We start from the raw sequence: 13,857 nt of genomic DNA, 5'->3' as shown, positions 1-13,857 counted from the left end.
CGAAGCTAAAGTGTTTTTGCACTGAAATTTAAAGCATTTATTCAGTTTCTAAAACCTTTATTTGAACTTGACCAACACCGTGGGGTCGCAGTCCGATTTCTTCTGCTGCCCTTTCAGATAAGTCTATCACTCTTCCACCCGTGAAGGGGCCCCTATCATTAATACGCACAATGATACTCTTACCTGTTCGTTCAAAAGTCACTTCCGCATAAGTCCCGAAAGGCAAACTAGGATGAGCAGCTGTCAACGCATGTCTATTATATGCCTCTCCGCTAGCTGTACGTCTTCCGTGAAACTTAGCCCCATACCAGGAAGCTATCCCTTCTTCTCTATAGGGTACTCGAAACAGGTCTTGTAGCTGTGCTGCTAGCTCTCCTCCTATTCCCGATACATGCTGCAATTGTCCTACATTAGAGAATTGACCCCTTTCCCTTCGGAAATTAATAATATTTGATGCTGTGTTTTCACATATAAGGTCTACTTGAACCAAGTCTTCATGAGAAACATTATTTAAATCTAACCTCTTTTGGGGTAAGTCAAGTGAACCAAGCTGATCTTCTTGAATAGATATGTAGATTATCTCATTTTCCACACACCAATAAACATTAAATCCCATCATTTCAGTAATTCTTCTCAATGAAACATTCAAGCTTCCTTCTATAAAGCTTTTATTAATTCCATCAGTTACAATCACATCGTTTACTATTATAAAATCCCTGTCCACTGGTATCTCTATTGCTGTCCCATTGTATTCTACCAATGTAGATCTAGAATCTCCATCCCACTTTACCTTTGCGTCAAACTCCTCCATAATTGCCCTTACTGGAATAAGACTGACTCCATTTTGCACCACCACAGGTTCATCCAACGGCCTATCATTGACTACTACCTTAAAATAATCTACGTTTGTCTCCTCTGCCCCAGCTATTCCTGGAATAGCAAGGAAACACATCAGTAACATTGAAACTATTAACTTCACGTTTATCCTCCTATTTGCTAAAATTCTAACTAAAGTTATTCTACATGAAGTGGAATTTTCCTTTATTTTTTTGTATACCATTTTTTAAGATAAGTTATCCTGTCTCCTTATAAAAACCACTCCAACATGGAAATGCTATAGCTAAAAGATATAGAAAGGTGGTTGTTATGCTGTGAGTGAGTGGAACCCTTTAAAGGAAATAAATAATTTTAGTAAAGATGTGAATAGCTTATTAGAAAAATCACCCTTTAGTATGTTTTATGGTCAAGGAACGCCTAGAGTTGATATCTATCAAACAGAAGATGATGTTATCCTTAAGGCTGAGCTTCCCGGGGTAGCTAAAGACGATTTAGATGTGTTTGTAGACGACGAATTTATTAAGCTATCTGGCGAGACAAGAAAGAGCAGTGAGATTAACGATGAGCACATCTACAAAACTGAGCGCTATTTTGGCACCTTTAGTCGAACTATTCCCTTGCCTGTGGAAGTGAAATCAGAAGAAGCTCGAGCCGAGTACAGAGATGGAATTCTTTCTATTACTGTCCCCAAATCAGAAGCCGCAAAGCGTAAGGGAAGAAAAATCAATATTGATTAAAGGAAACCGCCTCTTTTGGCGGTTTTTTTAATTGAACTTTCTCAATGTCTTTGTTCCATCGTGGTAAAAGATAACTCCCTTATTGTTGAGAACTGTCTCTAGGTGCACAGGCTTTTGCCAAATATGGTATACATAAGGTAGTGTTTTTTCCAAGTGCTTGATATCAAGTTCAACTCCTTCGTAAATGTGTCGCATGAAAAGCTCACCCTGCAGATTGTAATTACCATCTGCCACCACTATATTAGGGAAGCCACAATTTATCAAATTGCCCACAATACCTTCTCTGACAGCTTCCCATTGAGTTTCAGTAACTTTCCACTTTCTATCTTCCTTTCTAAATAAGTATAAGTCCAAATCTTCAATTATTTCTTGAGTCAGGTAATTGCGAATAAAGGAAAGGTCACTCTCCATTTCCCTAACTTCAAACATTCCACTATACCCTTGCTTTTTAAATATGTCCTCCCATAATTTTAGCCCTAAAGAATAGGGGTTTAGTTGCTTTTTATCAGCTCTGATTACATTAGCATGCATTTTTGCAAACTCTATAATCTCACTGTCAATTAAGTTTATCTCCCGCATTATTCTCAAATGCCAAAAGGTGGCCCACCCTTCATTTACAATTTTAGTCTCCAATTGCGGCCAGAAATAGATCATTTCATTGCGTACAGTGGTTATAATGTCCAGTTGCCATTCCTCTAGGTGCGGACAGCTTTTTGCCAAGTAGAGCAGTAAATCCTTTTCTTCATCTATTGGCTCTGTCTTCCAGGCCGGATTTCTAGCTTTAATAGGGTCAATATTTTCCTGAATTGAGATGCACGCATCAAGAAAGTCTTCTACTATTTCTTTCCCATATTTAAACTCATAGTTTCTAATTCGCTCTGCAGCATTTGTCATAGTATCTATCATTGTTGTTGAGGTATGGGTAAAGTAGGCGTTGTTTTTAAAAAAGTCACTGTGCGCCAAAGCATGGGCTATTACCAATTTATTTTGAATTAAGGAGTTGCCACTGAGCAAGAAGGCATAACAAGGATTTGTGTTTATAACAAGCTCGTAGATTCTAGATAAATTATAGTCGTATAGGGTTTTCAGCTTAAAAAAAGATTTACCAAAGCTCCAATGATTATATCTACTTGGCATCCCGTAAGCACCAAAAGTGTAAATAATATCTGCTGGTACAACCTCAAATCGCATGGGATAGAAATCTAACCCAAAAGCCCTGGCCACACTACAGGCTTCAGCTATCACCCCTTCAAGTTCCTTTACTTCTTTCTCCTTAATCAGCACCACCCCCACTATCCTGATGAAAAAAAGCTTTAAGCGCTGAGTGTACTTGAGTTTTATCCTTTAAACTTAAGCAAGAGAATTTTGGATTTTTTATCTTTTTGTATACTGAGACTAAGGAGCTACTATAATAGGGGTTGCCTATCTCTCCATAGCCAAACATATTACAATTATCTAAAAGTTGATTTATTAATTTTATACATTGGTCATTGTCACTGGGCAAGTTATCTCCATCGGAAAAGTGAAATAAGTAGATGTTGTAATCTTGGGGATTATACTTTTGTTCAATTAGGTCTAAAGCTAACCTGTAGGCTGAGGAGCACTTGGTCCCACCACTCTCCCCTTTTGTGAAAAATTCTTCTTCAGTTACTTCTTTTGCTTCTGTGTGGTGAGCTACAAAAATTATTTTTATGCTTTCATAGTTACTTTTTAAAAACCTACTCATCCAAAAGTAAAAACTCCTGGCTATGTACTTTTCATATTCTCCCATACTACCTGATACGTCCATCATAGCTATAATTACCGCATTGCTTTCGTATTTCACCACTTCGTCCCAACTTTTAAAGCACATATCTTCTGGTGAAAAATTCCCTATATGCGGTTTCTCCTTTAGTGAGTTTCGCTTTAGGTTTGCTAATATTGTTTTCTTTTTATGAATATTGCCCATACTACCGCTTTTTCTTACATCGTTAAAATGGATAGATTTACTTTCCAAGTCAGGTGCTTTCTTATTTTTTAGGTTTGGCAGTTCAAGCTGACTAAATACAATCTCCTCCATTTCATCAATGGTCACATCTGTCTCATAGTAGTCTTCTCCTGGCTCTTCTCCCGCGCCCTCACCTTTAGTAAATGTATCCTTGCCGTTGTCCCTGCCCAACGCATCCCCCTTTTGAGTGTTTCCCTCACCCTGGCCTACTAGCGTTTGTTTCTCATGGTTAAACCGAAATTTATATAGCTTTAATGCTCTAACGGGAAGTTTCAGTGTCTTCTTGCCATTAGACATTATTATTCCCTCTTCACTGACCACGTCTGATAAGTTTTTTCTTATGGCCTCTTTTACCTTTTCCCGATGTCGCTGTTGATCCATGTATCCTTTCCTGTGAAGACTCCAATCTTCATCACTTACGAGAAATGGAACGTATTTCATGTTTGTTATCACTCCTAGCGACTGAGCAAGCTGCCCACATATTTTAACAAATCATTGGCGCAAACAGGGCAATATCCGTTGTTTTCCACTAAGCTATCCACAACTTGATTCATTTTCTTTAGTTGCTTCACATCTGGACTGTTACTAGTTGTAGTTATCTTAACTAGGTCTTTTAAATCAGCAAATAATTTTTTTTCGATAGCTTCCTTTAGCCGTTGGTGTGAGTTATAATCAAAACTCTTATTTCGCCTTGCGTATGCCGACATTCTAATCAATATTTCTTCCCTAAAGCTCTTCATTGCATTTTCAGATATTCCTATCTGCTCTTCTATTGACCGCATTAATTTTTCATCTGGCTCTATTTCTTCTTCAGTTATGGGATCTTTGGTTGTTGAGCCGTTGCAGTAGGCTTCTACATTGTCTAAGTAATTGTTTAGTAAACTCATAGTAGCTTCCTCATAGGAATAGACAAATGCTCGCTGTACATCTTTTTTTGCCTCTTGATCAAGTTCCCTGCGGACTAAAGAAATATAATCTAGTAATTCCTCCCGCTCCTCTTCTTTAATAGATGTGTGTTGGTCTAAACCCTCTTTTAGAGCTTTCAACACATCTAAAGCATTGATGCAAACTGTATCGCTATTAATTAGGGCGCTAGACACTCGATTGATTACGTATCTGGGATCTACGCCGTTCATCCCTTCACCTAGAGCCCTTCCTTCCCGCTTTAACTCAGCTAAGTCTTTTTCCTTAAAGTCGTCAAGCTGTTCTCCATCATATAACTTCATTTTCTTTATTAAATCCATTCCCTGCTTCTTTGAATCTTTTAACCTTGACAAAATTGAAAACATAGCTGCTGCTTCTAAGGCATAAGGGGCTATGTGAACATTCCCAGTATCGCTTTGGTCAATGATTTTTTTATAGATTTTTACTTCCTCTGATACTTTTAGGTTATAGGGGATTGGGAGCACTATTATTCGAGATTGGAGAGCCTCATTCTTTTTATTACTTATAAACGCCTTATATTCCGCTTCATTGGTATGAGCAATTATCATTTCATCTGCATAGATTAAGGAGTATCTGCCTGCCTTAAAATTTCCCTCTTGGGACAAGCTTAGTAGATTATATAGGAACTTTTCATCGCATTTAAGCAACTCCTGAAATTCCACCAAGCCGCGATTTGCCTTATTTAACTCGCCGTCAAATCGGTAAGCTCGGGGGTCAGATTCCGATCCGTATTGGGAAATAGTTGAAAAGTCTATGCTTCCTGTAAGCTCAGAAATATCCTGAGATTTAGGATCGGAGGGACTAAAGGTGCCAACTCCTACTCGCCTTTCTTCGGAGAAAACTACTCTTTCTACCATTACATCTTCAAATTTTCCGTTGTATTTGGTTTTCAGCATCATCCTACAGGATGGGCAGAGACTGCCTTCAATATAGACTCCGTACTCCTGCTGGAACTCCTCTCTTAGCTCTTGAGGTATCAAGTGTAAAGGTTCCTCCTGCATAGGGCAACCCTTAATAGCGTAAACTGCGCCTTCTTCTGTTTTGGTATACTCTTCTAGGCCCCGCTTTAGCATGGCCGCAATAGTGGACTTACCACCACTAACTGGACCCATCAAAAGTAAAATTCTCTTTCTCACATCTAGCCTTCTAGCCGCTGAATGAAAATACTCTTCCACAAGCTTTTGGATTGTATCATCAAGGCCAAATATTTCTCTATTAAAGAACTTGTAGGACTTTACTCCATCCCTTTCTTCCACACCTTTGGAGATAATCATATTATATATTCGCCTGTGTGCCAGTTGCGTAATAGCTGGATTTTGTTTTACTATCTCTATGTAATCAATAAACTTACCATCCCAGTTAATAGCCTTTTCACGCTGTCGGTACTCCTTTAGCTTCTGTGCAAATGTCACATTTTTACCCCCTTAAACTATTATCTCGTAGAGATTCTATGCACAGAAATTTGTAAAAAGAAGTAAAAAGAGGCCACTGGAGTCCCAGTAGCCTCTTTTTACTTGCTATTTTTATTTTTATAAACTTGATAAAGTTTACCTAGCATTTCAAATGAACCATCTACTTCCTTTTCCTCTTCTTTTTCATCTAGCTCTTCATAACCCTGGCTTTGTGTTTCTTCTATTTGATTATCCTCCTCTTCATTGCTTACACTTTCTTGAATCTCTTCCTGCTGAACATCCAAATTAGGTTTATAGTATTTCTTACTTTTGAACCCGCTTGAAGTCATAATCTATTCCCCCTTATAACAAGTCTTTCACTTCACATATTTATTCATTACTTGCTGCACTTTACTTGCTTTTTCCTGGTCAGAAAGACTTGTATCATGCTTAATTTTATAAAGCTCTTTCAATATATCCATTGAATCAGAGGATGATAAATAATCATGATCAATATCTATTTCAAATCCTCTAATTGTAAATTTAGAAGATCGGCCTTTTTCATCAGCCATAGCCGGCCCCTCCTCAAGTACCTTATTTTAAAACTTCACTGTGGTAGTCTCCCTTTTGTTTTTATCTTTTATGTCTTCTATTACTTTTGTCTCTCCCTTTTCAGCCTCTTTGCTGCTAGCAATCATTTTTTGAGTATCTTCACCAAAGTTTATCTTATTATGCTTTTCAACATCAACACTCATATTTTTATATTTAGTATTGGTTTCGTCGTACTGCTCTCCATCTACAAATATATCTCCATTTTTATTAATTCTAATTTCCGTTGGCATTCCTTTATTTCTGATATTTTTTATAGTAATCCAATTTTTGCTTTCTTTACTGTCATTAACCACCATAGAATCACCCCTCTAAATCAGCTGTGCTAGAAATTTTTACAGTAGTAGCACCTTGGGTAGCTACGGAATATGCAGAGAGGGTCATATTAGACTGACTATTGGTATTTAGTTGATCTATAATTTGTGCTTCCATATGCACATTACTATTTGTATTGTTCACGTCCTTTAATTTTTTCAGTGTTTCATCTGACATATTAAAGAACCTCCCTTTTAAATTGCTCTATTTTTTTCAACACATTATAAACCTCTTTTTCATCTGCGTTTATATTTTTCATTAAAGACTTTGTCTTCTCCACTGGATCGGCAGTATAATAATATTCCCTGTCTTTATCTATTTCTTTTAATAATGCTTCATAGATAGCCTTTTCCTTCAGGAATAAAAAATCTTCTATTTTAATGTTATAATTTTCAGGTCTTTGATGAGGACCACCTTGATCTATATATTTTTCTGGCCATTTATGACCCTGTTTACAATAGAATTCTACCTGTTCTGGTTTGTATATTTTTATTACTTCAGTTTCATTACAGGTGTTGCACTTCATTTAATCCCCCCTACCTATCGTGTTACTATACCCAAAATATTTACTCCTGGACTTATTTCAATTAATTTGAATTTTCTATCATTTACCCAAAAATTTCCTTGTTCGTCTGCTTTTATATCTATATTTAGATCTTCAAATTCACAATTTTCCAATTCAAAAGGAGATATCATTAGAAAAAGAGAATTTATCTGCACCTGTGTTCCATTTTTAGCTCCGCTTAGGTTCGCTTGATTAGAAGCGTTAATTAGAAAATTAAACTGTTTTTCGGCTTTATTATCGCTATTAGGACTCAATCTCTTCATCTCCTTCCTCATTGGCTTCGCTATCAGTTACTTTTTTATCTGCATACACTCGGACATTATCTTGATTATTTAAAGTCTCCTCATCTATTCCAGAAAGCTCTACCTCTCCAGTTTTTTTCACCTTAATTGATATGGGAATACTGTCCTCTTCTACAGAGTAATTGCTCAGGTAATTTAGCCCCAATAAAGCTACAAAGTTAAATTGATATAATTGGAGTTTTTTAGCTCGAGTAAGGTTTGCTTGATTTGATAAGTTAATACCGGAAACCTGTATATCCCCGTTAGCCACCATATTACCCCCTTGCAGTACAGTTTCTTTTTCTATGTATATTCCCTGTATAATTTTTTTATGCTAATTGCTTTAAAGGGCCTTTTTTACAAAAGGCCCTTTACAATTTAATTTGTTTTCAACTTTTAACTACAAATTTGATCATTGTCTTCATTTATTGCATAGCCACACTGTGATTCGATTACATCTTGCACTTGAGCAGCTATTAGCACTAGTACTTGTTGTGCAGTAGAACTAGAACTTGCTGAGCAGTTTGGTTGACACACTTTTGATTAACTACACTAGCTATAAATACATCTCCTGAACTTGACATTCTTACATTCCTCCTTAAATGATTAGGTTCATTACATACTATGGATTTATCTTCAAAATGTTGACACAAAAAAATTCCGCCAGCATCCACTGACGGAATTAGTTATTTTATTATCTATCTAAATACTCCCTCACTACTTCTGAGAATAAAGCAATGCCCCTCTCTGCGGATTCCCGGGCATTTGTATGGGACCCCACTTCTAATAACAAACTTCTTGGAAACATATCTTGATTATAATTACCGCTAGCTACAAGAATACCTTTTACTAAGTCAGGGTGCACCTCATCAGCCACTGCCTTAAGCTCTCTGGCAAAATCTAAATTTACATTCTTATTCTGGTTTTGACGGCCAACTACAAATAAAACCTGCGTAACCCATGTTCCATCAACCTTTTCTGCATAAACTTGCTGAGGTGCTGCATCTCTGTGTATATCGAATAACAATTCTGGGTCCTTTTCTAACAGGCGAGAAACTGTACGCCTGCTCCTCCTGTAAGCCCCTCTGTCGTGGGGTAAATGTAAGTCTTCTGCATGAACTGCTGTAACCCTCAGCTCTTCTAAGCTTTTTTTAAATTCACTCCCAACTTCGTGTATACCACCTTTTCCATAGATACTGTGGGTTCCATCACTACTAACAAAGGATTCTGCATTGTGGGTGTGATAAAATATGACTGGTCCTACTGGTTCTAGCTGTTCTGCTCTATCATCCCTGTCTGATGGACCGTCTTCCTGCTGTGGTACATCTTCTATTTCATCGCCAGTGAAAAAGCGCCATAGCCCCTCCAACTGTGTCTCCCTTACTTCAATAAACTCAATCTCTTCAATCTCCTCCATAATAGCATCTAGTCCTTGTATACTGACAACTCTGTAGGGTATATTATCTGCTCCTATATACTTGTCCCCTACACGGATATTTCTAGCTGTCTTTAAAAGAACATTATTTTGGTTATCAATTAACCGAAAGTAGGAGCCATCGCTTAATTCATTTCCAATTAGAGCAGTATTCATATTCACAATTGATGCCCCACCTAGAAGTGCTCCACTTAACACCATTACAGCTAAGGATATTAACGCTATGGGCTTTACCCATTTAACTCCAGTGTACTTAGTTATCCGTTCGTAAATCTCACCTACAACTTCAGCTATTACCACTGCTAACACACCCGTTAACAAAACTGCATCAAATAGGCCTGCTCCTCCAATAGTAATAGGGACACCCTGTAATCCTCTGTATGCATTTTCCATAGCTGCTGCTATGTCTACTAATACTATACCTAAAACACCCGCTGCAAAAGAGGCTCTCCGCGACCGCCCCAGAGCATAGGCTATTCCCGCTGCTATAATTGCTGGCAAAAAAAGCGAATCTATGTCAAACGCCAAGGCTCCAGGCTCTATTGGTAAGACCTTATCAAAAAATAATATCCCTGCCGCTGCTCCCAAACTGGCTATGGTTGCCCGAACCTTTTCCCTTCTCTCATCTGCAGTGGTAATCAAATATAAGGCAACCCCTATTGGCACAAGAGCTCCACCTAAATTAATTTGTAAACCAATTGCACCAAAAGAAAATGGCTCTAAGTAGCTACCCAAAATTATAAGTGCTAGAATGACAAAAGCAGCCCTATCGCTCAAACGCATCTTATCCAAAACCCTTTGAGCTATTCCAAGATAGACTAAGGCTGCAACAACTGTCAATATAATTAATCCTATAGGTAAGTTGTTCATCGCACACCATCCCTTTTCTCTAAAGCTAGAGATAGTGTGTGTATAATTAATAATTTTTAAACATTAACAAACACAAGTAATTTCATCGGTTAAACTACATAGCTTTTCTAGGCCATTAGCTCGAACAATATAGCTATTTTCCGTTCCCACTGCTCCTTTCCTCGGGAAAAAGAACTTAGGTTCAAGGGCTATTATCATGCCTTCCTGTAGTTTCTCTTTTGACTTAATTCCCACAATGGGCAACTCGTCTAATTCCAAGCCCACCCCGTGTCCAATGAATTTTACTTTATTTTCTCCTACACCCATGAAGTTTGCTTCTAATTCAGCTTCTTTAACCTTTTCCATTGCAAGCTTATATAGTTGGGCACAATCTACACCAGGTCTCGCAGCCTCAGTTAACTGCTTCTCAATATTTAATGCAACCTGATGGGCCTCAAGCAATTCCTCTTCTAGCTTTCCCAGAGAGTAAATTCTAGTTACATCAACTATATAGCCGTCTAGCACAAAAGCATAGTCAATAAAAATTGTTTTTCCCTTATCTAAAGTAGTCATTCCTGCTCCTTGGGGATAAGCCGCAGATAATCCTCTTCCCCCTGTGGGGCTATCTAAGTAACTTCCTATAAGGGCATTTTCACCAAACAATACGTGCCCATAGAAAGCCTCTTGATTGTAAGCTCTCACCCTCAATATCCCTTGGTGTCCTGCTTTTCTCATTTCATATTCGATTTTAGCTGCCAATTGCATCTCAGTCATGCCTTTTTGAATCATATTTGGGATTTTTTCATACACTTTAGTAATTAAGTGTCCCGCTTCAGTCATAATTTTAATCTCATATGGAGACTTTATCATTCGGGGAATTCTTGTGTCTTTTGAAATATTTTCAAACTTTGCATGGGGATATAGTTTTTTATAGCTATTGTAGTATTTAACTGGTAGGAAATCCAATTCTAAACCCAGAATGTCAGGTTCTTCATATCCTTCATCATAGAGCAATTTAGGTATCTCACTCAGTTTTTCTATTTGTAGTACATTTTCTAGAGGGCATTCATTTCTCACTCGGGAAAGGTTTTTACAGGTAAATAGTACTGGCTCCCCTGCATCAGGTATAAATAATAGAGTCCCCTGCAGCGTTCCACTATAGTAAAATATATTTGTCAACTGATTTACAAATATTCCTACTATTCCTTTATTCCTCAAAAGCGCTTGTAGTTTACTAACGCGACCATAAACTTCTTCTCTTGGTGCTAACCGCAATTATAACCCTCCTTCTTTACCCTTTTCACTTTTAAACATTCGGCTTTTTGAGGCTGTTTACCTGCCCCAAAACAAAAATATTTGTCTTATTCATTCGCTGGAGATATAATACTTATTAAAGGAGGAATATTGCTTTGAAAATAGGGTTGCGTATTTTTAAAACAGGTCTTGCAACTGTAATTGCAATTATGATCAGCTTTATATTTACTAACATAGATCCCCTTATATGTTCTATTGCTGTAATTATTAGTCTTCAGCCTTCAGTGGCTGAATCAGTTAAGCAGGGCTGGAAAAGAGTCAAGGCTACTTTACTTGGTGCGTTTATAGGTATATTTTTAGGTTACTTGGGATTTCACGTTATAGGTACCGAATGGATCGTTCCTGTATTAATAGGTATAGGAGTTATAATAGCCATATTAATTTCAAATAAATTTAACTTTGATAGTGCTTTTAGTGCCATCTCCGTAGTTGCAGTAATGGCAGTTCCCACTAGTAATATATTTGCTGCAGGTAGTTACCGTCTCCTATCTACCTTGATTGGAATCGCAATAGCTACTGCTGTAAACTTGACTTTTGCCCCACCTAAACATAGGCCGCGATTAATTGATGAACTTGAAGTGCTAAACAACAAAATAGTAGAATTTTATAGAGCAACTGTTTCAGAATTTATCCAGTGCAATAAATCACAGTTAAGCTATACTATAGAAGAAGTAGACAATCTGAGGGAAGAATTGGAAAACATAAAACAGCTTCTTTCATTTTATACAGATGAATTGGGCTACCGCAGATACTTAGCAAATTTAGAACACTCCATCGTAAAGGAAGTTGTTCTCTTTGAAAGGGCTATCAAAACTCTAGATCTTATCTTAGATCGTATTTTAAATATAGCTCATACCACTGATGAGCGCATAGTGAGAAAAAAGTATATGGAACAAATAAATGTTGAATACGGTAAGCTTCTTAAAATGTTAACATCTATGGTAGAAATAACTACTGAAATGCAAATTAGCATTTTTCAATTCTTAAAGACAGGAAATTCCCATGAAGCAACTCAAATTAATACTGAGTTTGAAAAAATTAGTAGATTAAAGACTGAACTCTTTCAACGCTTAAACCAATGGAATTTAAACCATCCAGGAGAAAAAAATATTTTATCTCTTATGGAGATTTCCATAGTTGCCTATGATATACAGCAAACTGCCAATGATTTGCAACTCCTAGCAAAGAAAATAACATAGAAAAATGTTATTAAATTATAGAATCTTCTATTAAGGGTAACACTAGACATGTAGCGAAGTTTTTTGCTTAATAGGAGGTGGAAAGCTTGTCGAAATATGGATGCGCAAAATGCGGCAAAGAATCAGGTCTACCAGACTTCTGTTGTGGCAACTCCATGGCAGCTAAAGGTAACTTTGCCTGTAAAAATTGTGGAAAAGCAGCAAGAGAATCTCAGAAGTGCTGTAACGAAGATATGGTTAAGGTTTAAATGCAAAAAAGAAAGGCGACATTTTGAGTTAGTCGCCTTTCTTTTTTTTATCCGGTAATATTAATCTTTCGCGCACCGTTATAGGGGGCAAAAATGGCTTCTATCTGTTCATATTTTTTATCAAAAGCCATGGTAGCTGTGTGTAAGAAGTCCTTTTTAAGGTAATACCGCAAATCAAAGAAGTTAATTATATATTTATCCCCATTTAATTTCACATCAACATAGTAGTAAGGCGTGAACTCATCGAAAAACTTCCCTAACTTTGATTTTAGAGCGTGCTCTAATATTAGATCTTGCTTGGGTTTAATAAGTTTTCTTCTTACCTTAAGCTTTAACCCTAAGCTACTGGCCTGCCCCACAAAGCACTTTTTATCAGTCTCCAAAAGAAAATCCCAGGTCATAAAGCTAAGCATAGAAGGCATAACAGCTATTCTGCTAATATTAGAATTAGCAAATCGTTTTTCTAAAAGTCGCTTAACCCTATAACGCAACATCAATCTCCAACCTAAATATAATGCTAAAGCACCAAATCCAGCTGCTGACTTAATTTGCATAGGACCAGGAACTAATAATATTAATGTGAAAATAGCAAACATGATAGGATCTGGTATTGTTACTAAATTTAAACTATATCGCTTTTTGCTAAAAGGACCTAAGATTTGAGCCCCGTAGGAATTCAATATATCCATTAGTGTATGGGACATAGCTCCCAGCATGGTCCAAAAAAATAGCTGCATTAATCCGTATTCAGGAAAAAACATACTCAATCCACCAGCTATAGCAGCACTAATTAGTGCTAGCCCTGGAATTGAGTGGGAGAATCCTCGATGGTGCTTCAAATAGTGTACATCTCCTCTTAGTTGGTACACTATATCCAAATCAGGAGCCATTGCGCCCAGTACAGCTCCAATATAGATTGGATTGCTCACACTCACTTCCCCACCGGATAGTCCAGCCACACCTGCCCCCACTAGTGCATGTGTAATTGGATCCATATTATCACCTCAGTTCTAACATAAACATAAAACAATTATAACATATAATAGCGTTTAAGTTCCATGAAAATTTTACAAGTGGTTTTGTAGCAGAAGATTGTATAAAATTGCAGGAATCCTTACATATAACGACGAAAATAAAAATGGTTG

17 protein-coding genes are annotated in these 13,857 nt (G+C 37.2%); 3 read left to right on the top strand and 14 right to left on the bottom strand.

Translation table 11 applies throughout. The annotated features are described in order from the left end of the window. Positions 1-37: 37 nt before the first annotated feature. Positions 38-979, bottom strand: coding sequence for a septal ring lytic transglycosylase RlpA family protein (locus GGQ84_RS07575; RefSeq protein ID WP_429161315.1), 942 nt, complete (start codon positions 977-979; stop codon positions 38-40). A 172-nt stretch (positions 980-1,151) separates the two neighbouring features. Between GGQ84_RS07575 and GGQ84_RS07570 the strand changes: the two genes are divergently transcribed. Beyond that, entirely contained in the window at positions 1,152-1,574 is a 423-nt protein-coding gene (locus GGQ84_RS07570) for an Hsp20/alpha crystallin family protein (RefSeq protein WP_429161312.1), read from the top strand. Positions 1,575-1,601: 27 nt separating this feature from the next. Here the strand turns inward: GGQ84_RS07570 and GGQ84_RS07565 are convergent, their stop codons facing one another. The 12 genes from GGQ84_RS07565 to GGQ84_RS07510 all read right to left on the bottom strand — a co-directional run bounded on the left by GGQ84_RS07565 (position 1,602) and on the right by GGQ84_RS07510 (position 11,226). Further along, positions 1,602-2,852, bottom strand: coding sequence for a SpoVR family protein (locus GGQ84_RS07565; RefSeq protein ID WP_429161364.1), 1,251 nt, complete (start codon positions 2,850-2,852; stop codon positions 1,602-1,604). Continuing rightward, positions 2,848-4,002 (bottom strand): sporulation protein YhbH, encoded by a 1,155-nt coding sequence (yhbH, locus tag GGQ84_RS07560; protein WP_429161309.1) that lies wholly within the window; start codon positions 4,000-4,002, stop codon positions 2,848-2,850. Before yhbH ends, GGQ84_RS07565 begins: the two co-directional genes overlap by 5 nt. A 14-nt stretch (positions 4,003-4,016) precedes the next feature. Continuing rightward, positions 4,017-5,918: a PrkA family serine protein kinase gene (locus GGQ84_RS07555; RefSeq protein ID WP_429161307.1), complete on the bottom strand. Its 1,902-nt coding sequence runs from the start codon at positions 5,916-5,918 to the stop codon at positions 4,017-4,019. Positions 5,919-6,016: 98 nt separating this feature from the next. Further along, on the bottom strand, positions 6,017-6,247 hold the full coding sequence (locus GGQ84_RS07550; protein WP_429161304.1) for a hypothetical protein: 231 nt from the start codon (positions 6,245-6,247) through the stop codon (positions 6,017-6,019). 27 nt (positions 6,248-6,274) lie between these two features. Further along, complete coding sequence (locus tag GGQ84_RS07545) at positions 6,275-6,469, bottom strand: hypothetical protein (RefSeq protein ID WP_429161302.1); 195 nt, start codon at positions 6,467-6,469, stop codon at positions 6,275-6,277. Positions 6,470-6,496: 27 nt separating this feature from the next. Continuing rightward, positions 6,497-6,805, bottom strand: coding sequence for a hypothetical protein (locus GGQ84_RS07540; RefSeq protein ID WP_429161301.1), 309 nt, complete (start codon positions 6,803-6,805; stop codon positions 6,497-6,499). Positions 6,806-6,809: 4 nt separating this feature from the next. Continuing rightward, positions 6,810-6,998, bottom strand: a complete 189-nt coding sequence (locus GGQ84_RS07535) for a hypothetical protein (RefSeq protein ID WP_429161298.1) — start codon at positions 6,996-6,998, stop codon at positions 6,810-6,812. A 1-nt stretch (position 6,999) separates the two neighbouring features. Further along, a complete protein-coding gene (locus tag GGQ84_RS07530; RefSeq protein ID WP_429161296.1) occupies positions 7,000-7,347 on the bottom strand; it encodes a hypothetical protein in 348 nt (115 codons plus the stop codon). A gap of 14 nt (positions 7,348-7,361) precedes the next feature. Continuing rightward, complete coding sequence (locus GGQ84_RS07525; protein WP_429161293.1) at positions 7,362-7,649, bottom strand: hypothetical protein; 288 nt, start codon at positions 7,647-7,649, stop codon at positions 7,362-7,364. Then, complete coding sequence (locus GGQ84_RS07520; RefSeq protein WP_429161291.1) at positions 7,630-7,941, bottom strand: hypothetical protein; 312 nt, start codon at positions 7,939-7,941, stop codon at positions 7,630-7,632. Before GGQ84_RS07520 ends, GGQ84_RS07525 begins: the two co-directional genes overlap by 20 nt. 420 nt (positions 7,942-8,361) lie before the next feature. Next, positions 8,362-9,972 (bottom strand): stage II sporulation protein P, encoded by a 1,611-nt coding sequence (gene spoIIP / locus GGQ84_RS07515; protein WP_429161288.1) that lies wholly within the window; start codon positions 9,970-9,972, stop codon positions 8,362-8,364. Between the two features lie 63 nt (positions 9,973-10,035). Beyond that, positions 10,036-11,226, bottom strand: a complete 1,191-nt coding sequence (locus GGQ84_RS07510) for a M24 family metallopeptidase (RefSeq protein ID WP_429161286.1) — start codon at positions 11,224-11,226, stop codon at positions 10,036-10,038. A 134-nt stretch (positions 11,227-11,360) separates the two neighbouring features. Between GGQ84_RS07510 and GGQ84_RS07505 the strand changes: the two genes are divergently transcribed. Then, a complete protein-coding gene (locus tag GGQ84_RS07505) occupies positions 11,361-12,464 on the top strand; it encodes an FUSC family protein (RefSeq protein ID WP_429161284.1) in 1,104 nt (367 codons plus the stop codon). Positions 12,465-12,550: 86 nt separating this feature from the next. Continuing rightward, the gene (locus GGQ84_RS07500) at positions 12,551-12,712 is read left to right on the top strand and encodes a hypothetical protein (protein ID WP_429161281.1); all 162 of its coding nucleotides are present in this window, start codon (positions 12,551-12,553) and stop codon (positions 12,710-12,712) included. A gap of 47 nt (positions 12,713-12,759) precedes the next feature. Here the strand turns inward: GGQ84_RS07500 and GGQ84_RS07495 are convergent, their stop codons facing one another. Beyond that, positions 12,760-13,707: a metal-dependent hydrolase gene (locus tag GGQ84_RS07495; protein ID WP_429161278.1), complete on the bottom strand. Its 948-nt coding sequence runs from the start codon at positions 13,705-13,707 to the stop codon at positions 12,760-12,762. Between the last annotated feature and the right edge of the window lie 150 nt (positions 13,708-13,857).

The organism is Desulfitispora alkaliphila (assembly GCF_050433185.1).
GTDB classification, from domain to species: Bacteria; Bacillota; Desulfitisporia; order Desulfitisporales; family Desulfitisporaceae; genus Desulfitispora; species Desulfitispora alkaliphila.
This window is presented reverse-complemented; position numbering and strand designations above follow the sequence as displayed.